This window comes from Geodermatophilus obscurus (assembly GCF_900143215.1).
Taxonomy (GTDB): Bacteria; Actinomycetota; Actinomycetes; order Mycobacteriales; family Geodermatophilaceae; genus Geodermatophilus; species Geodermatophilus obscurus_A.
Genome location: NZ_FRDM01000050.1, coordinates 1 through 23,953, shown reverse-complemented (window position 1 = coordinate 23,953; position 23,953 = coordinate 1). Strand labels below are relative to the sequence as shown.

20 protein-coding genes are annotated in these 23,953 nt (G+C 75.2%); 7 read left to right on the top strand and 13 right to left on the bottom strand.

Translation table 11 applies throughout. The features are described from left to right. The 3 genes from rsmG to BUB17_RS23060 all read left to right on the top strand — a co-directional run. Positions 1–703, top strand: a 703-nt coding sequence (rsmG, locus tag BUB17_RS23070; RefSeq protein ID WP_348537055.1) for a 16S rRNA (guanine(527)-N(7))-methyltransferase RsmG, incomplete at its 5' end; no start/stop codon positions are given. A 72-nt stretch (positions 704–775) separates the two neighbouring features. Beyond that, entirely contained in the window at positions 776–1,852 is a 1,077-nt protein-coding gene (locus BUB17_RS23065; protein WP_072920996.1) for a ParA family protein, read from the top strand. Next, entirely contained in the window at positions 1,849–2,907 is a 1,059-nt protein-coding gene (locus tag BUB17_RS23060; RefSeq protein WP_072920995.1) for a ParB/RepB/Spo0J family partition protein, read from the top strand. The genes BUB17_RS23065 and BUB17_RS23060 overlap by 4 nt, the downstream gene beginning before the upstream one ends. A 321-nt stretch (positions 2,908–3,228) precedes the next feature. On the opposite strand, the gene BUB17_RS23055 is transcribed toward BUB17_RS23060, so the two are convergent. From BUB17_RS23055 to BUB17_RS23015, 9 genes are all read right to left on the bottom strand, one after another. Further along, a complete protein-coding gene (locus BUB17_RS23055; protein ID WP_072920994.1) occupies positions 3,229–4,248 on the bottom strand; it encodes a D-alanine--D-alanine ligase family protein in 1,020 nt (339 codons plus the stop codon). 67 nt (positions 4,249–4,315) lie between these two features. Further along, the gene (locus BUB17_RS23050) at positions 4,316–5,719 is read right to left on the bottom strand and encodes an aminotransferase-like domain-containing protein (protein WP_072920993.1); all 1,404 of its coding nucleotides are present in this window, start codon (positions 5,717–5,719) and stop codon (positions 4,316–4,318) included. A 159-nt stretch (positions 5,720–5,878) separates the two neighbouring features. Further along, complete coding sequence (locus tag BUB17_RS23045; RefSeq protein ID WP_244277439.1) at positions 5,879–7,030, bottom strand: N-acetylmuramoyl-L-alanine amidase; 1,152 nt, start codon at positions 7,028–7,030, stop codon at positions 5,879–5,881. A gap of 167 nt (positions 7,031–7,197) precedes the next feature. Further along, the gene (trxA, locus tag BUB17_RS23040) at positions 7,198–7,524 is read right to left on the bottom strand and encodes a thioredoxin (RefSeq protein ID WP_072920992.1); all 327 of its coding nucleotides are present in this window, start codon (positions 7,522–7,524) and stop codon (positions 7,198–7,200) included. Positions 7,525–7,637: 113 nt separating this feature from the next. Further along, the gene (gene trxB, locus BUB17_RS23035; protein ID WP_072920991.1) at positions 7,638–8,615 is read right to left on the bottom strand and encodes a thioredoxin-disulfide reductase; all 978 of its coding nucleotides are present in this window, start codon (positions 8,613–8,615) and stop codon (positions 7,638–7,640) included. A gap of 244 nt (positions 8,616–8,859) precedes the next feature. Continuing rightward, positions 8,860–10,494 (bottom strand): protein kinase family protein, encoded by a 1,635-nt coding sequence (locus BUB17_RS23030; protein ID WP_072920990.1) that lies wholly within the window; start codon positions 10,492–10,494, stop codon positions 8,860–8,862. 68 nt (positions 10,495–10,562) lie between these two features. Beyond that, positions 10,563–12,431, bottom strand: a complete 1,869-nt coding sequence (gene murJ / locus BUB17_RS23025; protein ID WP_244277438.1) for a murein biosynthesis integral membrane protein MurJ — start codon at positions 12,429–12,431, stop codon at positions 10,563–10,565. A 211-nt stretch (positions 12,432–12,642) separates the two neighbouring features. After that, positions 12,643–14,985, bottom strand: coding sequence for a DUF6049 family protein (locus tag BUB17_RS23020; RefSeq protein ID WP_072920988.1), 2,343 nt, complete (start codon positions 14,983–14,985; stop codon positions 12,643–12,645). A gap of 76 nt (positions 14,986–15,061) precedes the next feature. After that, the gene (locus tag BUB17_RS23015; RefSeq protein WP_012951030.1) at positions 15,062–15,538 is read right to left on the bottom strand and encodes an NUDIX hydrolase; all 477 of its coding nucleotides are present in this window, start codon (positions 15,536–15,538) and stop codon (positions 15,062–15,064) included. Between the two features lie 42 nt (positions 15,539–15,580). On the opposite strand from BUB17_RS23015, the gene BUB17_RS23010 reads away from it, so the two are divergent. After that, positions 15,581–17,071, top strand: a complete 1,491-nt coding sequence (locus BUB17_RS23010) for a CCA tRNA nucleotidyltransferase (protein ID WP_072920987.1) — start codon at positions 15,581–15,583, stop codon at positions 17,069–17,071. Positions 17,072–17,111: 40 nt separating this feature from the next. Next, positions 17,112–18,107: a peptidase gene (locus BUB17_RS23005; protein WP_072920986.1), complete on the top strand. Its 996-nt coding sequence runs from the start codon at positions 17,112–17,114 to the stop codon at positions 18,105–18,107. A gap of 6 nt (positions 18,108–18,113) precedes the next feature. On the opposite strand, the gene BUB17_RS23000 is transcribed toward BUB17_RS23005, so the two are convergent. Then, complete coding sequence (locus BUB17_RS23000) at positions 18,114–19,343, bottom strand: MFS transporter (RefSeq protein ID WP_244277437.1); 1,230 nt, start codon at positions 19,341–19,343, stop codon at positions 18,114–18,116. A gap of 138 nt (positions 19,344–19,481) precedes the next feature. On the opposite strand from BUB17_RS23000, the gene BUB17_RS22995 reads away from it, so the two are divergent. After that, positions 19,482–20,156 carry a YqgE/AlgH family protein gene (locus BUB17_RS22995; RefSeq protein ID WP_244277436.1) on the top strand — a complete coding sequence of 225 codons (675 nt, stop codon included), beginning with the start codon at positions 19,482–19,484 and terminating at the stop codon, positions 20,154–20,156. A gap of 345 nt (positions 20,157–20,501) precedes the next feature. Here BUB17_RS22995 and BUB17_RS22990 read toward each other — a convergent pair whose 3' ends face one another. From BUB17_RS22990 to BUB17_RS22980, 3 genes are all read right to left on the bottom strand, one after another. Continuing rightward, on the bottom strand, positions 20,502–21,260 hold the full coding sequence (locus tag BUB17_RS22990) for a hypothetical protein (protein WP_072920984.1): 759 nt from the start codon (positions 21,258–21,260) through the stop codon (positions 20,502–20,504). Positions 21,261–21,449: 189 nt separating this feature from the next. Then, the gene (locus BUB17_RS22985) at positions 21,450–22,529 is read right to left on the bottom strand and encodes an inositol-3-phosphate synthase (RefSeq protein ID WP_072920983.1); all 1,080 of its coding nucleotides are present in this window, start codon (positions 22,527–22,529) and stop codon (positions 21,450–21,452) included. 112 nt (positions 22,530–22,641) lie between these two features. Further along, on the bottom strand, positions 22,642–23,259 hold the full coding sequence (locus tag BUB17_RS22980) for a PadR family transcriptional regulator (protein WP_072920982.1): 618 nt from the start codon (positions 23,257–23,259) through the stop codon (positions 22,642–22,644). Positions 23,260–23,403: 144 nt separating this feature from the next. Here BUB17_RS22980 and BUB17_RS22975 point away from each other — a divergent pair, with 144 nt between their 5' ends. Then, the gene (locus BUB17_RS22975) at positions 23,404–23,823 is read left to right on the top strand and encodes a DUF5318 family protein (protein WP_083606553.1); all 420 of its coding nucleotides are present in this window, start codon (positions 23,404–23,406) and stop codon (positions 23,821–23,823) included. Positions 23,824–23,953: the final 130 nt, after the last annotated feature.

Genomic DNA, 23,953 nt, shown 5'->3' with positions numbered 1-23,953 from the left:
CCAACCGTCGCGTCGTGGTGCTGCCGGATCGGTGACCGAACCCGCCACGCCGGACACAGGCGCCCCGGCCGCCCCACCGGCCCCGGAGGTCGCCCGGTCGGTGTTCGGGCCCGGGCTCGCCGACGCCGAGCGCTACGTCGCCCGGCTGGCCACCGACGGCGTCACCCGTGGGCTGATCGGCCCGCGGGAGGTGCCGCGGCTGTGGGAACGGCACGTCCTCAACAGCGCCGCCGTCGCCGACGCCGTTCCGCCCGGGGCCCGGGTGGTGGACGTCGGCAGCGGCGCCGGCCTGCCCGGCATCCCGCTGGCGCTGGCCCGGCCGGACCTCCGGTTGACCCTCGTCGAGCCGATGGCCCGGCGGGTGGAGTTCCTCGAGGAGGTCGTCGCCGAGCTCGGCGCCCCCTGGCGGGTCGTCCGTGGCCGGGCGGAGGAGCGCTCGGTGCGCGCCGCGGTGGGGCCGGTGGACGTCGTCACGGCGCGAGCGGTCGCCGCGCTCCCCCGGCTGGTGTCCTGGTGCCGCGGGCTGCTGCGCCCAGGCGCCCAGCTCGTCGCCCTCGTCGGGTCCCGCGCGGTGGAGGAGCTGCCGTCCCTGGTGCCGGAGCTGGAGGCGGCCGGGATGCGGGACGTCCACGCGCGGGCTGTCGGCGCAGGCCTGGGAGAGGCTGCCACTACCGTGGTGGTCATGACGCGTGGAGCGCGGTGAGCGTTCCACGTGGAACCCGTACGACTTCCCGCGTCCGTTCCACGTGAAACGGACCGGCAGGAAGGACCTGAGATGACCGACCCGGGCCAGCGGCTGCGGAGCAGTCTCACGGCTGAGCAGTCGGCCACTGCCGTCGAGTTCGACAGCCCCATCGCCATGGAGGCCCTGCGGGCCACCCAGGTCCTGCACGCGGCCGACCAGGAGCCGTTCCCGGTGCCGGGCCGCATCCGGGTCATCACCATCGCCAACCAGAAGGGCGGCGTCGGCAAGACGACGTCGTCGGTGAACCTCGGCGTCGCCCTGGCGCTGTACGGGCTGCGGACGCTGGTCATCGACCTCGACCCGCAGGGGAACACCAGCACGGCGCTCGGCGTCCAGCACAGCGTCGGGACGCCGTCGGTCTACGACGCCCTGGTCGGTGACAGCTCACTGGCCGAGGTCGTGCACCCCACGACGGCCACGCCGCTGCTCTCCTGCGTCCCGGCGACCATCGACCTGGCCGGTGCGGAGATCGAGCTCGTCTCCGTCGTCGCCCGCGAGTACCGGCTGCGCCGGGCGATCGAGACCTACCTGCAGGAACTCCCGCCCGAGCAGCGACCGCACTACGTCCTCATCGACTGCCCGCCGTCCCTGGGCCTGCTCACGCTCAACGCCCTGGTGGCTGGCGACGAGGTGCTCATCCCCATCCAGTGCGAGTACTACGCGCTCGAGGGCCTGGGCCAGCTGCTCAACAACATCGACCTGGTCCGCCGGCACCTCAACCCGGGGATCGCCGTCCGGACGATCCTGCTGACGATGTACGACGGGCGGACGAAGCTCGCCGACCAGGTCGCCGAGGAGGTGCGCAACCACTTCGGCAGCCTCGTGCTGGACGCCGTCATCCCACGGAACGTGCGAGTCTCGGAAGCTCCGGGCTACGGCCAGTCGGTGGTCACCTACGACCCCGGCTCCCGCGGCTCGACCAGCTACGTCGAGGCCGCACGCGAGCTGGCGCACCGGGGCGTCGCGCTGCCGCCGCTGCCCTCGCGCCCCACCCCGGGCTCCCCCGTCGCCGCCCCCGTGGGCTCCGCGACCGGTGTCATGGCGTTCTCCGACACCGACGCGGCGACCCTCCCCGTCCCTCCGTCCTCCGAGGAGAACAAGGCATGAGCAAGCGTGGCGGTCTGGGCCGGGGGCTGGCGGCGCTGATCCCCACCAGCGCGCCGGACGACGAGCAGCCTCCCCTGCCCGGCGCCGAGACGGATCCCGCTGGTCAGGGCGCTGGTGCGGACGCCGCACCGCCGGCGCCGGCCGCTCCCCCGGTCCACCTGCTCCCACCGGCCGCCCAGGCGGCGGCGACGGTGGCCGCTCAGGCCGCGTCGTCAGCAGGCGTGGCGGCCGTCGGCGTCCCCGGCGCGCAGCTGCGCGAGGTGGCGGTGATCGACGTCGTCCCCAATCCCAGGCAGCCCCGCCAGGTCTTCGACGACGAGGCGCTGGAGGAGCTCACGTACTCCGTGCGCGAGTTCGGCCTGCTGCAGCCCATCGTCGTGCGCGAGCGCGCCGAGGGCGGCTACGAGCTCATCATGGGCGAGCGCCGTCTGCGCGCCGCCCGCGCCGCCGACCTCAAGTTCGTGCCGGCGATCATCCGGGACACCACCGACGACGCCCTGCTGCGCGACGCCCTGCTGGAGAACATCCACCGGGTCCAGCTCAACCCGCTGGAGGAGGCCGCGGCCTACCAGCAGCTGCTGGAGGAGTTCGGCGCCACCCACGAGGAGCTGGCCACCAGGATCGGCCGCTCCCGGTCGCAGGTCACCAACACCATCCGGCTGCTCAAGCTGCCCGTGAAGGTGCAGACCCGGGTCGCCGCCGGGGTCATCTCCGCCGGCCACGCCCGAGCGCTGCTCGGTCTGCCGGACGCCGAGAAGCAGGAGGCACTGGCCGCGCGCATCGTCGCCGAGGGCATGTCGGTGCGGGCCACCGAGGAGGCGGTCGCGCTGGCCGTCGCCGAGGAGCCGGCGGCCAAGCGCCGGCCGCGGAAGTTCAACGCGCCGGGCGTGGAGGACCTCGCCGGCCGCCTGTCGGACGCCTTCGAGACCAAGGTGAAGATCCAGATCGGCCGGGCGAAGGGGCGCATCGTCGTCGAGTTCGGATCGGTCGACGACCTGCAGCGCATCATCGGCCAGATGGCCCCGGACATCACCGGACGCCGTCCCGAGGAGTGATCCCAGCTGTGCCCGGTTCCGTCACGGTACGGAACCGAGCCGCTGGTGGGCGATTGGTGTGGCCCTCCTGCAGGCAGAAGGACCTCGCCCCTCCCAACCCTCGCCAGCTCGGATCGAGCCTCCGGGCGAGGCCAGCCTGCGAGTGGCCGGGGGCAGGGCGGCCCCGTCCGGAGGCTCGCCGCGGCCCCGTCCAGGGCACCGCCCTGAGCTCTGACGGCCCCTTGCAGGGTCCCGCAGGCCCCGTCCGGAGGCTCGCCCCGAGCTGGCGAGGGGTGAGAGGGACGGGGTCCTTCAACGAGTGGCGGGGGGCAAGGGGGTCCTTCAAGGGGAGGACGGGGTCCTTCTTCGGCGGGTGGTGGCCGCCCGCCGGGTCAGCAGCCGGGCGAGGACGTCCCCCAGCGAGGAGCCGGACGCCTCGACCGCCATCGGGAACATCGAGGTCCGGGTCAGCCCGGGTGAGACGTTCACCTCGAGGAAGTGCACCTCGCCGTCCGGGCTGACGATCGCGTCGGTGCGGGACAGGTCGGCCAGGCCGAGCACCCGGTGCACCCGGACGGCGAGCTCTGCGGCCCTCCGGGCCACCTCGTCGGAGACCCGGGCCGGCGAGTGGTACTCGGTGAGGCCGGGCGTGTAGCGGGAGGTGTAGTCGAACACCCCCGACTCCGGAGCGATCTCCACCGCCGGGAGCGCCTCCGGACCCTCGCCGAGGTCCACCACCGACAGCGCCAGCTCCACGCCGCCCACGAAGCGCTCGACCATGACCGTGTCGCCGTAGGCGAAGCAGCTGACCATCGCGGCCGGCAGGTCCTCGACCCGGCTGACCTTCTGCACGCCCAGCGCGGAGCCGCCCGAGGCCGGCTTGACCATGAGCGGCAGGCCGAGGCGGGCGACGATCAGGTCCAGCACCGCACCGGCGCCCAGCTCCCGGAAGGTGCTGTGCGGCAGGGCCACCCAGTCCGGCGTGGTGACGCCGGCGGAGCGGACGACGGACTTCGCGGCCGGCTTGTCCCAGGCCAGCCGGCAGGCCGCGGCCGGGGAGCCGACGTAGGGGACGCCGGCCAGGTCCAGGACCGCCCGCAGCGCGCCGTCCTCGCCCGTGGCGCCGTGCAGGGCGATGAAGACGGCGTCCGCGGGGGCGGCGGCCAGACCCGGCAGCAGCCCGGCGTCGGCGTCGCGCAGCTCGGCCTCCACGCCGGCGCGGGTGAGCTCCTCGGCCACCTGGGTGCCGGAGGAGAGGCTGACCTCCCGCTCGACGTTCAGCCCACCGGCGAGGACGACGGCGCGCAGCGGGTGCGGCGCGGTCTCCGACCCGGTCGCGGGGGCGGGCGCGGGATCGGTCACTTCGGCTCCTCGCTGGCGCTCGTCGCCTTCGCGACCGGCGGTGCTGTGTCTGTCGACGGCCTCGCGGTCATCCGCGGTCCTCGTACCGGTCGCTGTTGGCCGGGCCGACGATGCCCTCGACACCCCGCCCCGTCGGGCTCTCCAGGCCCGACACGGCCCGGAACGTGCCGGTGTCCACGCCGTCGAAGGTGGAGTGCAGGTCCAGCTCGGCCTCGATGACGCGGGCCAGCCGGCGCACCCCCTCGCGGATCTGGTCTGGCTCGGGGTAGCAGTAGGACAGCCGCATGTGCTCCCGGCCCGACCCGTCGGCGTAGAAGCCGATGCCGGGCACGTAGGCCACGTGCGCGTTGACCGCGCGGGGCTGCATGAGCTTGGCGTCGAGCCCGTGGGGCAGCTTCAGCCACACGTAGAAGCCGCCGTCCGGCCGCGTCCACGTCGTGCCCGCCGGCATCAGCGCCTCGAGCGACTCGAGGGTGGCGTCGCGCCGCTCCCGGTACAGCTCGACGAAGTGCTTGATCTGCTCGCGCCACGGCTGGGTGTCCAGGTACCGGGCGACGGCGTACTGGGTGAGCGAGGGCGGGCAGAGCACCTGCGCCTCGGTGGCCAGCACCAGCTTCTCCCGGACGGCGAGCGGGGCGAGCACCCAGCCGACGCGCAGGCCCGGTGAGAACGTCTTGGAGAACGAGCCGAGGTAGATGACCCGGCGGTCGTCCCGGGCCCGCAGCGCCCGCATCGGCTCGCGGTCGAAGCCGAGCAGGCCGTAGGGGTTGTCCTCGATGACGAGCAGGTCGTAGCGCTCGGCGATCTCCATGACCGCCTGGCGTCGCGGCTCGGACAGCGTCACGCCGGCCGGGTTGTGGTAGTTCGGCACCGTGTAGAGGAACTTCACCCGGTCGCCGGCGGCGCGGCACTCCAGCAGCGCCTGCTCCAGCGCCTCGGGGATCAGGCCGTCGTCGTCCATGGGGACGTGCCGGACCCGCGCCTCGGCCGCCTGGAAGACGCCGAGCGCGCCGACGTAGGAGGGACCCTCGGCGAGGACGACGTCCCCCGGGTCGCAGAACACGCGGGTGACCAGGTCCAGGCCCTGCTGCGAGCCGACGGTGACGACGACCTCGCTGGGCGAGGCGTCGGTGATGCCCTCCAGGGCCATGACGTCGCAGATCCGCTCGCGCAACCGCGGGTCACCCTGACCCGAGCCGTACTGCAGCGTCTGCGCGCCCATCCCGGACACCAGCTCGCCGATCATCGAGCCGACCGCGTCCAGCGGCAGCGCGGTGACCGCGGGCATCCCGCCGGCCAGCGAGACGACCTCGGGGCGGCTGACGACGGAGAACAGCGCACGGATCTCCGAGGCCTTCATCCCGTGGGTGCGGGCTGCGTACCGGTCCGCCAGCGGGTCCAGCCGCGGATGCCGCGGAGCGGGGTGGTGCACACCGGGGCCCGGGGGTGTTCCGGGCTGGAGATCGGCCACATCCCGAGTGTAGGGAGGCGACGGGCGCACCCCGCCGGGGACACGGCGAGCGGACGGACCGGTCCCGTCCCGACCGTCACACCCGTCGCGACACCGCGCCGATCGCGCACGCGTGCGCGGCCTGGGCCGGGCGGGACCGCCGACCTCGCCGGTGGTGGGTCAGGTGCGTCCGGGCAGCACGAAGGTGCCGGTGGGCGGGTCGGCCTCGGCGGGCAGGAACAGCCGCTGGACGGCGGCGAGGACGGCGCTGGCCACGGTGCTGCGCAGCCGGGCGTCGAGCAGCAGCAGCCGGTCGACCGGGTGGGACAGGTACCCGCAGTCGAGCCGGACGGCGGGCATCCGGGTCGTCCGCAACAGGTCCCAGGTCTTGGCGTGGGAGCCAAGGTCGAGCATGCCGGTGCGGGCCACCACCTCGCGGCGCACCAGGTTGGCGAATTGCTCCCCCACGGTCGAGGAGGCCCCGGAGCCGGTGCCGTAGTAGTAGCTGGCCACCCCGCGGGCGTGCTCGGAGCGGTGCGCGTCGGTGTGCAGCGAGAGGAACAGGTCGGCGCGCGCGTCGTTGGCGAACGCCGTCCGTTCGGCCGGGGTCGGGTCCTGGCCGCGGCCGCGGGTCAGGTAGACGGTGGCGCCGGCCGCGGCGAGCCGGCCCTCGATGCGCGAGGCGAGGTCGAGCACCAGGTCGGCCTCGGTGGTCTCGCCGGCGCTGAAGCCGGTGTCGGTGCCGCCGTGGCCGGGGTCGACGACGATGCGCCGGCCGATCAGGTGCGGGCCGCTCTCCACGAAGCTGGCGCTCTGCCGCAGCAGCTGCGGCCGCCCTCCGGTGACCTTGCGGCCGAGCTGACGGAGTGCGCGGAGGGTGGCCGGCCCGCAGGTGCCGTCGGAGGTCAGGCCGTAGTCGCGCTGGAAGGCGCGCAGCCCGACCTCGGTCTCCGGGCCGAAGACGCCGTCGACCGGGCCGGCGTCGTAGCCGAGCTCGTGCAGCCGGTCCTGCAGGTTGGTGACGTCGTCGCCGCGCATGGGCCGGACCGGGTCGTGGTGCAGCAGCCGGTCGCCGAGCGACCAGCGGGCCTCGGACAGGGCGCGGTAGGTCTCCTCGCCGACGCGGCCGTCGACGGTGAGCCCGCGCACCTGCTGGAAGTGGCGGACGGCGAGCTCGGTGGCCGGGTCGTAGGCCGCCTCGTCCAGCGGCGCCTCCTCCGCGGGCCCCGCTGCCGGCAGCAGGGTGAGGGCGCGCAGGGCGGCGTGCACGTCGGCCACGGCGGGGCCACGGTCCCCCGGACCCAGGGGCTGCATGCTGCTGTCGGTTCCCATCGTGGGTGATTGTGGTCCCCGGGCCGGCTCCCGGCCCGCTGGGCCCCCGCACGTGCCAGGGCCTCCCCCGCCGGTGGCGGAGGAGGCCCTGGTGACGTGCTGGAACGGCTCTCCTGCAGGGCCCCGCCGCGAGCGTGCGAGTGGTGGGGGGAGGAGGGTCCTCCTGCTTACAGGTAATCGGCGAGGTCGGAGAGGATCGCGCCCTTCGGCTTGGCGCCGATGATGCTCTTCACCGGCTTGCCGCCCTGGAACACCGTCATGGTCGGGATCGACATGACCTGGTAGTCGCGGGCGATCTGCGGGTTCTCGTCGATGTTGAGCTTGGCGATGGTGAGCTTGTCACCGTGCTCGGAGGCGATCTCCTCGAGCACCGGGGCGACCATCTTGCAGGGCCCGCACCACTCGGCCCAGAAGTCGACGAGGACGGGCTTGTCGCTGCCCAGCACGTCGTCGGCGAAGGTCGCGTCGGTGACCGTCACGGTGTTGCCTGCCATGGTCGTTCTCCTCGTGGCTCGTGGACGGCCGGAGCGCAGCGGCTCCGGCCGGATGATCTGTCAGGGACAACCGGCTGAGCGGCGGATGTATGCCCGCTCGGAGGAGGGCGCTGTCAGCGCTCGCCGAAGGTGGCCGCCAGCCAGCGCTCGGCGTCGATGGCCGCCGCGGCGCCGGTGCCGGCCGAGGTGATGGCCTGCCGGTAGATGTGGTCGACGACGTCACCGCAGGCGAACACGCCCTCGATGTTGGTCCGGGTGGTCGGGTGCTCGACCTGCACGTACCCCTCGTCGTCCAGCTTGAGCTGGCCGACGAACAACTCGCTGCGCGGGTCGTGGCCGATGGCCACGAAGACACCCGAGACCGGCAGCTCCTCGGTGGTGCCGGTGCCGACGTCGGTCAGCCGGACGCCGGAGACGGTCTGGTCGCCCAGGACGTCGGTGACCTGCTTGCCGAGCGCCCAGCGGATCTTCTCGTTGTCCTGCGCCCGCTTCTGCATGATCTTCGAGGCGCGCAGCTCCTCCCGCCGGTGGACGACGGTCACCGTCTTGGCGAAGCGGGTGAGGAAGGTCGCCTCCTCCATCGCCGAGTCACCGCCGCCGACGACGACGATGTCCTGGTCGCGGAAGAAGAAGCCGTCGCAGGTGGCGCAGGCCGAGACGCCGCGGCCCAGCAGCCGGGCCTCGTTGTCCAGGCCGAGGTACCGGTACTTCGAGCCGGTGGCGACGATGACGGCGTGGGCCCGGTGCACCTCGTCGCCCACCTTGACGATCTTCGGCTCGGCGGTGAGGTCGACCTCGCTGACGTCGCGGGCGACCAGCTCGGCGCCGAAGCGCTCGGCCTGCGTGCGCATGTCGTCCATGAGCTGCGGGCCCTGCACGCCCTCGGCGAAGCCGGGGAAGTTCTCGACCTCGGTCGTGGTCATCAGCGCGCCGCCGAACTGCGAGCCCTCGAACACCAGCGGGTGCAGGTTCGCGCGGGCGGCGTAGATCGCGGCCGTGTACCCGGCCGGGCCCGACCCGATGATGATCAGGTCACGAACGCCGTCGTGCTCGGCGGGCGGGATGGCGGGCTGCACGTGCTCCTCCGTCACCGCGGGTCCTGGGGTCGGGTGGTTCGTCGTCACGCGCGGCACAACGGGGATCGTAGGATCTGCATTCCCAGGTCCACGGCCCGCAGGATGGTGTCGATCACCCTTCTGACGGACCTCGGCCCCGTCCCGGGTCCCGCCGCGAGCCTGGTGACAGACCGGAACGGCCACCCGTCAGGGACCCGCTGGCCTCCCTGCAGGGTCCCGCCGCGAGCCTGCGAGTAGCGGGGGGAAGGGTGGTCCTTCTTCAGCTCGCCGGCGTGAGGGTGACCTCGGCGACCTCGGCGGAGAAGCCGCCGTCCGACGGCGCCAGTCCGGTCAGCCACAGCAGCACGTAGCGGGTGGTCACCGGCTCGTCGAAGGACAGGTCCGCGGAGTCGCCGAGCTCGCCGTCAGTGACCACGTCGTAGGAGTCGAGGTCGCCCTCGGCCTGGTCGCCGACCCGCACCTCCACCGTGGCGCCGGCGGTGCCGCTGACGCCGAGGCCGGCCAGGGCCTGCTCGGAGCCGAGGTCGTAGACGATGCCGATGCCGTCCTTGAGGTTGCCGAACGCCGGCGACCCCCGGTAGGTGACGGTCGACCAGGCGGTGGCCGGGTCGCCGTCGAAGGACAGCGGGACCTCGTCGGGGTTGTCGGGGTCGCCGTCGCCGAACGGGTCGTACACGCTCGCGCCGGTGATGGTCAGCGCCGGGCTGTCCCCGGGGGCGGGCGTCTGCTCGGCGGGCGGCGCGCTGGTCGCCGGTGCGCTCGGCCCGGGGGCCTGCTCGGTGGCGACGTCGTCGGGCGAGATCAGGTTGCCCAGGTACACCGCCAGCGCGATCACCACGACCAGCGCCGCCAGTGGCAGGCCCACGACGAGCAGCCGTCGCCGTCCCGCCTGCGCGGTCTCGTCGTCGCGCGAGTCCCCGTCGGGGTCGTCCCCGCGGCCGAGGCCGGCGGACAGCAGCAGGTCGTCGTCGTCCTCGTCGTCCTCGTACCGCCGGCCGGGGACGGGCGGGAGCCCGCGGGCGTCCGGCGGCGGGAACGCGGTGCCCGAGGCGTCCCGGGTCGGTGCGGGGTCGACCGCGACGTCGTCCCCGGATCCCTCGGCGCGGTCCTCCTCGCGGCGCTCGCGCAGCCGGCGCAGCCACCCGCTGTCCGACTCGTCCGGCGCGCGCACCGGCTCGGCGGTGTGCCCGGTGCGGGGCCGCTCGGCCAGCAGGGCGACCATCGCGGCGACGCTGGAGAGCCCGGCGCCGGGCTCCGTGGAGCGGGCGCGGCGCACGAGCGCGGCGAGGTCCGGCGGCATCCCCGGCCTCCGGCCGGCGGGGGCCGAGCCCGGGTGGCGACCGGTCAGGCAGTACTCCAGCAGCCCTCCGAGGGCGGCGACGTCGCCCTGGACGGTGCCACTGGCGGCGGGCACCGAGCGCAGCCCGACCATGCCGTTGGGCCGCAGGACGACGGTCTCCGGGGTGAGCCCGCCGACGGCCAGCCCGACCTGGTGGGCCGCGGCGACGCCCTCGGCGAGCCGGCGCAGCACGGTGCGCGCCTCCCGCTCGGGCATCGGGCCCTCGGCCAGGCGCTCGGCGAGGGTGCGCCCCTCGATCCACTCGTTGACGACGTAGGCCGCACCGCCCGGCGCCTGTGCGTCGCCGTTGCCCTCCGCGGCGTCGTAGACCATCGCCAGCGCGGGCGTGGCCAGCCCCCCGGCGGTCAGCGCGCGGGTGATCCACTCGCGAGCGGCCGGCCCGCCCGGGGTGTGCACCCGGATGGCCACGTCGCGGTTGAGGATCCGGTCCTTGGCCCGCCAGCAGTGGATGACCCCGGTGGCGGTGGTCTCGGTCGGGCCGACCTCGTCCAGCGGGCGGTAGCGGTCGGGGAGCCCGGTGGTCGTGGACGTCATCGGTGCGCCCGGCCCCCTGTCCCCTCGCGGCCGGCGGCTCGGTTGCCCCGGCGGCGGCGCCGCGCTGCTCACCCGCGCCCCAGCCGGGCCCGAACGGCCGCCAGGGGTTCCCGGACCTCGGGGACGCGGGCGACCACGAACCCGACGAGGGTCGCGACGCCGATGACCACGGTACCCAGCAGCACAGTGCCGAGCGAGCCTGCCACCGACGCACCCAGCGCATCGTCGGCCAGCGACACCGCCAGCCAGCCGAGCAGGCCCGCGACGACCGCGACCGCGGCGACGCGGAACACGGGGACCAGCGTGGTGCGGTTCTCCAGCGTCCCGAGCCGGCGGTGCAGCACGGCGTGCCCGATCAGCCAACCCGCCACGTAGGTGAGGCCGGTGACCAGCATCAGGCCGGCCACCACCCGCTCGGGCGGGACGACGACCGGCACGAGCAGCAGCAGCGACACCCGGACGGCGACCATCCCCACCTGGATCAGCGTCGGGGTGCGGGTGTCCTTCGTGGCGTAGAAGACCCGCAGCTGCAGCAGGGTCACCGCCATCGGGAGCAGCCCGAAGGCACCCACGGCGAGTGCCAGGCCGATGGCGCGGGCCTCGTCGACGCTGGTGTTGCCGCGGGCGAAGACGACGACGGCCAGCTCGGGGCCGAGGACGGTCAGCGCGGCGCTGACCGGCAGCAGACCGAGGGCCGACAGCCGCGTGCCGAGGGAGAGGTCGTGCACCACGCCGGGGACGTCGGAGCGGGCGGCGGCCCGGCTCATCCGCGGCACCAGCGCGGTCAGCAGCGCCACGCCGATGATCCCGTACGGCATCTGGAACAGCAGGCTGGCGTTGGCGAAGCCGATCGAGCCCAGCCCGCCGGCGCGCCCGGCGGCGTTGGCGATCCGGGTGGCCACGACCACGCCGACCTGGCTGACCGCCACGTAGCCGATCACCCAGAGCCCGAGCCTGGCCGCCTCGCCCAGGCCGGTGTCGCGCAGCCCCCAGCGCGGGCGCAGCGGGACGCCGACCCGGCGCAGCAGCGGCAGCAGCACCAGCGCCTGGACGGCGATGCCCAGCGTGGTGCCGACGCCGAGCAGCCAGACCTGGCCCTCGGTGATGGTCACCGGCGTGAGGTCGCCGGGGCCGCTCGCGGCGACGAACAGGACGCCGGTTGCGATGACCACCACGTTGTTGAGCACGGGTGCCCAGGCCGGCGGGCCGAACACCCCGCGGGAGTTGAGGATCGCCTGCGCCAGGGCGCCGATCCCGTAGAAGACGATCTCCACGAGCAGGATCCGGGCCAGCCAGGTCGCCAGCCGGTACTGCTCGGGGTCCTCGTCGAGGCCGTACAGCGAGGTCAGCAGCGGTGCGGCCAGGATCGCCAGGCCGGTGATCAGGACCAGCCCGGCGGTCGCGACCGTGACCAGCCGCTGGGCGTAGGCGGCGCCGCCGTCGTCGTCGCGCTCCTGGGCGCGCACGAGCAGCGGTACGACGACCGAGGTCAGCACCCCGCCGAGCAGCAGCTCGTAGACGATGTTGGGCAGCGTGTTCGAGGTGTTGTAGGCGTCGCCGACGAGGCCGACGCCGAGCGCCGCGGTCAGCACCATGGTGCGCAGCAGCCCGGTGATGCGGGAGACCAGCGTCGCCACCGCCATCGTGCCGGCGGCCCGCAGGATGCCGCGGCTGGCGCCGGGACGGCCCTCGCGGGCCTCGACGTCCTCCTCGGTCTCGTCCACCCGGCGGGGCACCGCGGGCAGGACCGGGATCAGCTGGGTCTCGTCGGGCCCCGGCACCCACCGCGAGGCCCGGCGCGGAGGCGGCACCGGTGGCAGGTCGCGGACGCGCGGCACCGGTGGCGGGACCGGCGGCAGCGGCCGGCCACCCGGCGGCGCCTGGGGGTAGGGCGGCGGGGGCAGCGGCAGGGCCGCCGGGGTCCCCGGACCGGCCACGGGCGGCGGCTCCCGTCGTGCCCGCTCGTCCGGCCCGGACGCCGGGGAACGGTCCTCGGCCGGGCGGCGGGCGGCGGGGGGCGGTGGCACGGGGGGCAGCGGACGCTGCTGCCGCTCCCCCACGGGACGGTCGGTCACGAGCCCCCCTCGCCGGCACCCGGGGAGCCTGCGACCGGAGGTGTCGCGGTCACCGGGGAGCTCGCAGGCCCGGTCACACCGGGCTCCGCGTCGGCGGCAGCGGAACCGCCGCACCCTCGGGCGCCGGACCGCCCGGCAGGTCGCCGTCCCCGTCGTCGGGAGTGCCGCGGCGGCGGCGGAGCAGGAAGCGCACCAGCCGGCGCAGGAAGAGCAGAGCGAGCAGCGTGGCCGCACCGATGGTGATGATCACCGAGATCGACCCGTACGCGGTGCTCTGCACCTGCAGCTGCACGGGGTCGCCCAGCGGCGTGCCGTCCGGGGTGGTGAGCGTGGCCGCGACGCCGAAGCGGCCGGACTGGCGCACCTCGGTCGGGACCGTCAGCGTCGTCCGCTGCTCGGGGCCGAGCACCTGGTCGCCGAGGTCGCCCACCGACAGCGCGTTGCCGCGGGTCTGCACCCGCAGCTGCACGCGCAGGGCGAAGGGCAGGTCGTTGCGGACGGTGAGCACGAGTGGTGCGTCGCTGGAGGCGAGGCTGTAGGTGCCGGCGGCCGGGGCGAGCAGGGTGACCCGCTCGAGCAGCCGGCCCATCGTCGTCCGCAGGTCCGCGGCGGCCGCGGCGAACGCCGCGGGGTCGTCGCGCCAGGCGGCCGAGGTGGCGCGCGCGATCGCGGCGTCCCAGGGCGCCAGCACCGTGTCGGCGTCGCCGACGACCGCGCCGGCGAGCTGGTCGCGGACGGCGACCGCGGCGGTGACGTCGGTCAGGCCGGCCGGCTCCAGCCCGCCCGGGTCTGCCGGGGCGACCAGCTCGCCGGCGTCGGTGGCCGGCCCGTCGCCGAGCTGGTCCACGGTCGCCGGCCGCAGCCCCGGCAGCTGCGCGGCGGCGGTCATCATCGCGCTCACCGCGGCGGGGTCGGCGTCGACCTCGCGGGGCGGGGCCACCAGCACGCTCTGTCCCTCGGACGCGTCGCCCGGCCGGAGCGTCAGCAGCGCGAGCTCGGCGACGGTGCGCTGCTCGGCGGCGCGGCGGCCCCCCGGGGCCTGCGCCGCGTTGCCGGCGAGCTGGCCGAGCGCGGGGTCGGCCACCAGGGCGGCGACGGGACCGTCGTCGGTGGGCACGGTCGTCCGGGCCGCGGCCGGGCCCTCCAGGCCGAGCGCGGCCCCGCCGTCGCTGAGCCCGCCGGGGGCCAGCACGACCTCCCGGACGCCGCCGTCCTGCAGGACGTCGAGCGTCTCCGGGTGCAGCGAGCCGCCGACCGCCCAGGCGAGGTCGGTGCGCGCGTCCACCCCCAGGACCTCCCCGAGGACGTCCGAGCCGGCGGTGTCCCCGGTCCCGGGGGGCGCCGCGGTCGGCGGGGTGGGGGGCGCGGCGGTGCCGTCCTGCGCCGTCCCTTCGGGGCTGCCGGGCAAGCTGCGGGTGACGACCGGCGACAGGCCGGACGCGGCCAGCGCGTCGGCGTCGACGTCGCCGTAGGGCAGCGCGACGACCGGGTGGTCGGCGGCGACGGCGCGCAGCCGCTGCAGGAAGGCGGCGGCCTCCTCGGTGCCCGCCCCGGCGCCCTCGTCGCCGGCGACGGCGTAGGGGCCGTCGGCCATGACCTGCAGCTCCTCGACCAGCGCGGGGTCGACGGCGAGGGTCACCCGGACCACCGGCGCGGGCTCGACGCCCCCGGGCGGCACGGTCTCGGGCAGTCGCTCCACGGAGGCCAGCGCCCGGTCCAGCCGGCCGCCGGGAGTCACCTCGTCGGTCAGCTCGTCGTCGACGAAGGCGCCGGACGCGTCGCGGTGGGTGCGCTCGACCAGCGGCCACAGCCAGGCCACGCCGGCCGACGAGGGCGGCAGCACCGACGGCTGGACGAGGTAGGTGGTCAGCTCTCCCACGCGGCGCCGGTCCCCGTCGGACCCGGCGCCGTTGAGGTTGAGCAGCACCGGGTAGACGCCGTCCCGGTCGATGGCCAGCGCGTCGGTGGTCGTGGTGAGGGTGAAGGACGCCGAGGCGCCGGGGCGCAGCTCGTCGGCGACGTCCTGGAACGGCGTGGCGACGACGACCGTCAGGTCGCGGGCAGCGTCGACCGCCTGCAGCTCGGCGCGGGTGGCCAGCGGCGCGCCGCGCTGCAGCCGCACGTCGAGGTCCTCGATCGTCTCCGTGCCGGTGTTGGTCAGCTCGCCGGCGACGGTGACCGGGGCGCCCGGGGCGAGCGTGCGAGGGTCCAGCCGGGTGAGCTCGACCCTCACGGGGCGGTCGTCGGCGGCCCCCTCGGTAGCCGCCGGGTCCGCCGGCGCGGCGGCCGCGGACGGCGCCAGCACGACCAGCGGGGCCGTGAGCACCCCGGCCAGGGCGACGCCGACCGTCGTCCCGCGGGGGTTGGGTGCGGCGGACCGGCCGCCGGCGCGCCCGGCAGCCGACCGCTGCCTCACGACAGCTCCTCGCCGGCGCCCGTCGGCCCGGTGCGGCGGCCGCCTGCGATGTCTGCCGGTGAGCTCGTCCGCCCGCTCACGCGCTGTCGGCGAGGAGCGCGGGCGCCCGCTCGACCAGCGCTCGCTCGTCGGCGTAGGCGAGCCGGGCGCCGAGCTCGTCCAGGGGCACCCAGGCGACCTCGGTCACCTCGATGTCGGCGTCGGACAGGGCTCCGCCGACGGCGCGGAGCAGGAAGTGGTGCACCGTCTTGTGCACCCGGCGGCCGTCGGCGACGAACCAGAAGTCGATGATGCCCAGCGGGGCGACGACCTCGCCGATGATCCCGGTCTCCTCGGCGACCTCCCGGACGGCGGTGTCCTCCGGGGTCTCGCCTTCCTCGATGTGCCCCTTGGGCAGCGACCAGAGCAGCCGGCCGCGGCGGTCGGTGCGCCCGATGAGGGCGGCGCGCGGCCCCGTGATGGGGTCGTCAGCGACCACCAGGCCCCCGGCGGAGGTCTCGTCGACCCGCCGCAACCGGCGGCCCGGGCGCCCTCGCCCGCCCGTCCCAGCCATGCCAGGAGGGTAGCGCGCGGGGCGGCACTACCCTGGACCGTCGTGTCCGGTGAGCCCTTCCTTCCGACGGCAGCTGCTGCCTCCGTGCCGCCCGCCGTCCAGGAGACGGTGCGCGAACTGGTGGACCTCTCCCCCGTGCTGGCCCGGTTGGGTGCGCGCTTCACGGCCGCGGGCTTCGAGGTGCACCTCGTCGGGGGCTCGGTCCGCGACGCGCTGCTCGCCTCAGGGTCCGGGCGGCCGCGCGTGCCGGGCGACCTCGACGTCACCACCGACGCCCGGCCCGAGCAGGTCCTCGGCGTGCTGCGCGGGTTCGCCAGTTCCACGTGGAACACCGGCATCGCGTTCGGCACGGTGGGTGCCGAGGTGGACGGCGTCCGGCTGGAGATCACCACCTTCCGTGCCGACCGCTACGACCGGGAGTCGCGCAACCCCGAGGTGGCCTGGGGCGACTCGCTCGTCGACGACCTCGCCCGCCGCGACTTCACCGTCAACGCGATGGCCGTCTCGCTCGGGCCCGACCGCACCGTCACCGATCCCTACGGCGGCCTGGGCGACCTGCTGGCCGGCCGGCTGCGGACGCCGGGTGCTGCGGTGGACTCCTTCGCCGACGACCCGCTGCGGATGCTGCGCGCGGTCCGGTTCGTCGCCCAGCTCGGCCTGACACCGGTCGACGAGGTGGTCGAGGCGATGACCTCGCTGGCTCCCGAGCTCGGCCGGATCACCCCGGAACGGGTGCAGGTGGAGCTGTCGAAGACCCTGCTGCAGCACTCCCCCCGTGCGGCGCTGGAGCTGTTCGTCGCCACCGGGCTGGCCGACGTCGTGCTGCCCGAGCTCTCGGCGCTGCGGATGGAGATCGACGAGCACCACCAGCACAAGGACGTCTACACCCACTCGCTGACGGTGCTGGACCAGGCGATCGCGCTGGAGCAGGCGGACCCGGACGCGGAGTCGCCGGACCTGGTGCTGCGGCTGGCCGCGCTGCTGCACGACATCGGCAAGCCGGCCACCCGCCGGCACGAGCCGCGCGGCCGGGTCTCCTTCCACCACCACGAGGTGGTCGGGGCGAAGCTGGTGCGCAAGCGGCTGCAGGCGCTGCGGTACTCCAAGGAGGTCGTGGAGTCGGTCGCCCGGCTGACCTTCCTGCACCTGCGCTTCCACGGCTACGGCCGCGGCGAGTGGACCGACTCCGCCGTCCGCCGCTACGTCACCGACGCCGGCGACCTGCTGCCCCGGCTGCACAAGCTGGTGCGCTCGGACTGCACGACGCGCAACAAGCGGCGGGCCGCGGCGCTCGCGGCCACCTACGACTCGCTGGAGCGGCGGATCGCCGAGCTGTCGGCGGCCGAGGACCTCGCGCGGGTGCGCCCGGACCTCGACGGCAACGCGATCATGGGGATCCTCGGCATCCCGCCCGGCCGCGAGGTCGGCGAGGCCTGGAGGCACCTCAAGGACCTGCGGCTCGAGCGCGGCCCGCTGGAGCCGGAGGAGGCCGAGGCCGAGCTGCGTGCCTGGTGGGCCGCCCGCAACGGCTGACCCGCTACAGCCGGAGCGGCCGGCTGCCGACAGGAGAGACGTGGACGAACAGGAACGGGACGCTCCGGACCCCGGCCTGCCCACCTCCCCGACCGGTCGCACGCCGCAGTGGGTGGTCGACGAGACGCTCGGCCTCCCGGTCCAGCCGGTGCCCTGGCGGGCACCCGGGCCGCCCGCACCCCGGCGCCACCGGGCGGGGCTCCTCGGGCCGCTCGCCGTCCTCCTGGTCGTGGGCGGCTCGCTGGGGGCCGCCGTCCTCACCGGAGCCGTGCCGTGGCCCGGAGAGTCCCCGGCTGCCGTCGGAGCGCCGGTCGACCCGAGGCCGGACCGCAGCGTCCCGACGACCGCGGCGGCACCGACCGACCGCCCCACCCCGGGGAACGGTGCGAGCCGGGCGCCGCTGGGCAGACCCCCGCGGGTGCCCGCGGACCCCGGAGCGCACGCCTTCGCCCAACTGCAGAGCGATGCGGTCACGCCGGTCTCGTACGACCCGTGCCGGGCCGTGCACTACGTCATCCGGCCCGACGGTGCCCCGCCCGGCGGCGAGGGCCTCGTCCACGCGGCCGTGGAGCGGATCAGCGCGGCGACCGGCCTGCGGTTCGCGTACGACGGTCCGACCGACGAGCTGTCGACCGCCGAGCGGAACCCGTTCCAGCCCGACCGGTACGGGGACCGCTGGGCTCCGGTGCTCGTCGCCTGGCAGACCGAGGCGGAGAACCCGGACCTCGCGGGCGACATCGTGGGCCAGGCCGGCAGCCTGGCCGTCTCCCTGGGCGAGGGGACGCGGGTCTACGTCACCGGCACGGTGTCCCTCGACGCCGGCCAGTTCCCCGAGATCCTCGACCAGCGGGACGGCGAGGCCACGGCCTCGGGGATCGTCCTGCACGAGCTGGCGCACCTGGTGGGCCTGGCGCACGTCGACGACGAGTCCCAGCTGCTGCACCCGCAGACGGTGCCGGGCATCACCGACTTCGCCGACGGGGACCTCACCGGACTGGTCCGGCTGGGCCAGGGGGCCTGCGTCCCCGAGCTCTGACCCGGCTCAGCGGGGCAGCGGCGACCGGGCGGCGTAGAGCGCGGCGAGGACGTAGGCGGCGCCGACGGCGACCATCGCGGGCGGGGAGATGCCGTCCGCCGGCAGCAGGTGCGCCGCCGCCACCAGGGCGGCCACGTAGCTGACGTTGACCAGCATGTCGTAGACGGAGAACACCCGGCCGCGGACGTCGTCGTCCACCACCTGCTGCAGCGTGGCGTCCACGCAGATCTTCACGCCCTGCCCGAGGAAGCCGAGCACGGCGCCGGTCAGGACGACGGTCGCCGGGAGGAACGGCAGGCCCAGCCCTGCCAGCAGCAGACCCCCGACGCCCAGCAGCAGGGTCACCCACCGCGCCGTGCCGAGGCGGCGCACGGCCGCCGGCGTTCCCGCGGCCGCCAGCAGCGTGCCGCACGCCCCCGCGGCCAGCGCCATGCCCGCTCCCAGCAGCCCCTCCCCGGACGGCGAGGCACCGCGGAAGAAGAGCAGCGTCACCAGGGTGACCAGCCCGAAGCAGAGCCGGTGCACGGTGATGAGGGCCAGGGCGGTCCCCGCGGGCGGGCGGGCGCGCACGTGCCGGGCGCCGGCCACCACGCCGGCGACCACCTGCCGCGCGGACGGCCGAGCGGCGCCCTCGTCCGGGCCCAGCGCGCCGCGGGGGAACCCGGCGGCGAGCGCCGCGGCGAGCAGGTAGGGGACGGCCGCGCCCAGGACCAGCGCCGCGTACCCGGCGTCCCCGGTGGTCCCCGCGGCCTGCTGCAGCGCGACCGCCACCGCCCCGCCGGCCACGGTGGCCACCGCGCCGGACGTCGTCGACAGCGCGTTGGCCGGCACCAGGTCGGGAGCCGTGTGCGGCAGGGCCGCCGAGAGCGCCGAGAGCACGAAGCGCGCGACGGAGAAGAGCGCCAGCCCGGTGAGCAGGAACGGCGCGCCGGCCGACCCGCCCGCCACGAGCAGCGCCAGGACGGCGACCAGCCCGGCGCGCAGCAGGTCGGCGTGCACCAGCACCTGCCGCCGGCTCCACCGGTCCAGCCAGACGCCGGCGAACGGCCCCACCAGCGAGTAGGGCAGCAGCAGGACGGCGAACGCGGCGGCGACCTCGACCGGGTCGGCCGCGCGCTGCGGGTTGAACAGGACGGTGCCGGCCAGGGCGGCCTGCAGCACGCCGTCGCCGAACTGTGCCGACAGCCGGGTGGCGAGCAGCCGGCGGAAGTCGCCGCGGGCCAGGAGGGAGCGCACGGTCGTTCCTGCCTGCCGCACCCGATCACCCTACGGTGGCCAGTTCTCCCCGCAGGGTCGACGACGGGCCGGGAGGCCCCCCGCCGGAGGCGCGGCCGCTCCCTCCAGGTGGCGTTGCGGTGGGGCACACTGGGAGCGATGACTCCCCCGTCCTCGCCCGATCCCGAGTCGGGGCCGCCGGCCCGGCCCGCGACGGGCCGACGTCGCCCGGACGCGGTCCCCGCGCTCTCGACGGGCTGCCTGGACGACGTGCGCCCCGGGTCGCTGCTCGTGGCCATGCCGAGCCTGACCGACCCGACCTTCGCGGGCACCGTCGTCTTCGTGCTCGACCACAACGACAGCGGCACGCTGGGCGTGGTGCTGGGCCGGCCGAGCCAGGTGGAGATCCGCGACGTGCTCCCCGGCTGGTGCGACCTCGCCGTCGACCCGGTCGTGTTCCACGTGGGCGGCCCGTGCGAGACCGACACGGCCCTGTGCCTCGGCGTCTGCGACCCGGCCCGCTGCGCGTCCCCGGACGAGGACTGCGGCCTGCGGCCGGTGGCCGGCGACGTGCACCTGGTCGACCTGGACGCCGACCCCGAGGAGCTGGTCGGCCGGGTCCGGGGGCTGCGTGTGTTCGCCGGCTACGCGGGCTGGTCACCGGGTCAGCTGGCCGGAGAGGTCGCCGAGGGCGCCTGGGCCTGCGTGCCGGGCAGTCCGGACGACGTGCTGAGCGAACTGGCCGGCCCGGAGCTGTGGCGCCGGGTGATGGGCCGCCAGACCGGGCGCCTGGCCGTGCTGTCGACGGCACCGGCCGACCCGTCCGCGAACTGACCCCGCGCGTCCCCCGTGCGCGCGGGCGCGCCATCTGGTAGGAACGTGCCCGGGAGGGGCGGTCTGGGGAAGAGGCCGCCCCTCCCGCACGTCCTGGCCCCGTCTCGGGTCGACCCCGTCCCGAGGCTCGCCGCCGGCCCCGTCCCGGGTCCCAGCCCGAGCCCTGACGGCCCCTTGCAAGGTCCCGCCGCCGGCCCCGTCCCGAGGCTCCGGCCCCGTCTCGGGTCGCGCCCCGAGCTTGCGAGGGGTGGGGAGGACGGGGTCCCTCTCCGAGGGATGAGGAGGACGGGGTCCTTCTCTGGCGGGGGGCAAGGGGTCCTTCAAGGGGAGGACGGGGGCCTCCTGCTACAGGCCGACGGTCGCCGCGGCCTCCGGGTGCGCCGCCCCGTCCACGGACTCCCCCTCGGCCGGCAGCGTGATCTCCCGCGGGCCGTGGTCCGACAGCGTCACCGTCACCTCGAACTGCTGGCCGGGGAGCGGGGTGCGGTACTGCACCAGCAGGTCGGTGGACCGGTCGACCGCGACCGACCAGCCGGCCTGCGAGGCGTAGAGCTGCGCGAGCTCGCCGTCGATCGAGCGGTCGCCCTGCCACGTGTAGCCGGCGCCGCGGAAGTCCCCGCCGTCGTCCGGCTCCCCGGCGGAGAGGTTGAGCACCACCGCGGTGAGGACGTCGACCAGCGGCGCCTCACCCCCCAGCGTCACCGGACGGCGCACGTAGGAGGCCTCGGGCAGCCCCTCGCCACCCAGCGCGGCGGCCAGCCCCGGGACCTCGCCGAACCAGAGCTCGTCGGCGGTGAAGAACAGCGTGCGGGTCTCGTCGGGCCGGCCGTCGCCGTAGGAGGTGACCGCCTGCGCGCGACCGGCGCCACCGGCGAGGTCGACCTCGCCGGTGAGGGTCAGCACGGTGTCCTCGCCGTACGGGGCGGTGACCACGAAGTCGGCGCCGCCCCGCTCGTGGTTGTCGGCGAGCAGCTGCGCGAGGAGGCCGGCCTCCTCCTCGGTGACCGGCGCGCCCTCCGCCCGCTCCTCCGGGCCGGCGCAGCCGGCCAGCAGGGCCACCGCCAGCCCCAGCGCTGGGAGCAGCGGGCGGCGGCGGGCGGGCATGCGGCCAGCGTAGGCATCCGGGCAGGTCACCGGTGGCGTCCCACGCGCAGGAGGACCCCTCTGCCCCCCCGCCACTCGCAGGCTCGCGCCAGGCCCCGTCCCGAGGCTCACCCCGAGCTTGCGAGGGGGAAGGAGGACGGGGTCCTTCCTGCTGCAGAGGGGCCGGCCGGCCCCTCTGCAGGGCGGCCGTCAGCGCTCGACGTCCCCCCGGATGAACGCCTCCACGGCGTCGCGGGCCTCGTCGTCGCTGTACTGCACCGGCGGGCTCTTCATGAAGTAGGACGAGGCGGAGAGGATCGGGCCGCCGATCCCGCGGTCCTTGGCGATCTTCGCGGCGCGGACGGCGTCGATGATGATGCCGGCCGAGTTGGGGGAGTCCCAGACCTCGAGCTTGTACTCCAGGTTCAGCGGCACGTCGCCGAACGCGCGGCCCTCCAAGCGGACGTAGGCCCACTTGCGGTCCGACAGCCACGGCACGTGGTCCGACGGGCCGATGTGCACGTTGCCGGCGCCCATGTCGCGGTCGACCTGGCTGGTGACCGACTGGGTCTTGGAGATCTTCTTGGACTCCAGGCGCTCGCGCTCGAGCATGTTCTTGAAGTCCATGTTGCCGCCGACGTTGAGCTGCATGGTGCGGTCGAGCTGCACGCCGCGGTCCTCGAAGAGCTTGGCCAGCACCCGGTGGGTGATGGTGGCGCCGACCTGGCTCTTGATGTCGTCGCCGACGATCGGCACGCCCGCCGCGGTGAACTTGTCCGCCCACTCCTCGGTCCCGGCGATGAACACCGGCAGCGCGTTGACGAACGCGACCCCGGCGTCGAGAGCGCACTGGGCGTAGAACTCCGCGGCCTGCTGCGAGCCCACGGGCAGGTAGCAGACGAGGACGTCGGCACCGGACTCCCGGAGGGCCGCGACGACGTCGACCGGCTGCTCGTCGGACTCCTCGACCACCTCGCGGTAGTACCTGCCGAGCCCGTCCAGGGTGGTGCCCCGCTGGACGGTGACACCGAGCGGCGGGACGTCGCAGATCTTGATGGTGTTGTTCTCGCTGGCGACGATGGCCTCGGACAGGTCGCGGCCGACCTTCTTGGCGTCGACGTCGAACGCCGCGACGAACTCCACGTCGCTGACGTGGTAGTCGCCGAAGCGGACGTGCATCAGGCCCGGCACCGACGTCGTCTCGTCGGCGTCGCGGTAGTACTGGACACCCTGCACCAGCGAGGCGGCGCAGTTGCCGACGCCGACGATGGCGACCTTGACAGAACCCATGGAGATCTCCTTCTTCACTGACCGCGTGCGGTCGGTGGACACGGACCGTGGACGGCCCTGCTCGGGGTGACGGGCGCGGAGCTCTCCCGCCCGGTCGTCGGGGAGGTGCTGGTCAGGGCTCGGGTGGCGCCTGTGCCGGCGGGTCCCCCTGGGTGGCGCCGTCGTCTCGACGCCGCTGACCGTCGGTCATCTCGCGGTCGATGAGCTCCGCCAGCCAGCGGACCTCGCGGTCGACCGAGTCCAGGCCGTGGCGCTGGAGTTCGAGGGTGTAGCGGTCCAGGCGCTCCCGGGTCCGGCTCAGCGAGGCCCGCAGGCCCTCGCGCTGCCGTTCGACGGTGCGGCGGCGACCCTCCAGGATGCGCAGCCGGACGTCCGCGGCGGTGTGCCGGAAGAAGGCCAGGCGGACGCCGAAGAGGCCGCCGTCGTCGTACGTCTCCGGACCGGCCTGGCCGACCAGCTCGTGGAAGCGCTCCTTGCCCTCGGCGGTGATCGTGTAGACCACCTTGCCGCGCCGGCCGGTCAGCGGCGGTGCGTCGGCCGGCAGGGGGGCGCGAGGGTCCGGCTCGTCGGTGGTCACGTACCCGGCGGCGTGCAGCCGCTTGAGCGCGGGGTACAGCGACCCGTAGGAGATGCTGCGCAGCCCCCCGAGCACCTGGGCGAGCTGTTTGCGCAGCTCGTAGCCGTGCATCGGTGACTGGTGGAGCAGGCCCAGGATGGCGAACTCGAGCACGTCGCCTCCCTCGTCGCCCTGCGGTCCGATGTATCGAGACGATACATCGGCCGGAGCGCGGCAGGACAGCGCGGGCCCACGGGACGGGCCTCCCGACGTGGTCGGACACCTCCCGGTGTCCTCCTCGGTGCGTACATTGGCGCAGTGCCCGGACGTCGATCCGTCGTGGACTACTCGCTGCAGCGGCGAGCCGTCCTCGCCGACGTGTACGCTGGTCGCACGGGGCTCTTCGAGGTCTGCGACGCCAGTCCGTACCTCACCCGGGCGGCCAAGTACCACGGCGAGGCGACCGACGTCGCCTGCCCGGTGTGCCGCAAGGAGCGGCTCACGCTGGTGAGCTACGTCTACGGGGAGCACCTCGGCCCCACGGCCGGCCAGGCGAAGACGCCGGCCGAGCTCGCCCGGATGGACCGCGCGCAGGAGGAGTTCTCCGTCTACGCCGTCCAGGTGTGCCGCGGCTGCGGGTGGAACCACCTCGACTGCTCGTACGTCCTGGGAGCCGAGCCGGACCCCGGTCGCCAGCCCCGGCGCACGAGGCGGCGGGCGGCCACCGAGCAGCTGTAGGACGCGTCACACGGGGAACACGAAGTGCCCCGCGTGGTCGTTGAGACACCGAGGCGTCGCTGCGCCGCGGGTCGTCCTCGCTCGCACAGCTCGAGACGCCACCCTGGGTGCCGGACGCGGTCGTCCTGCG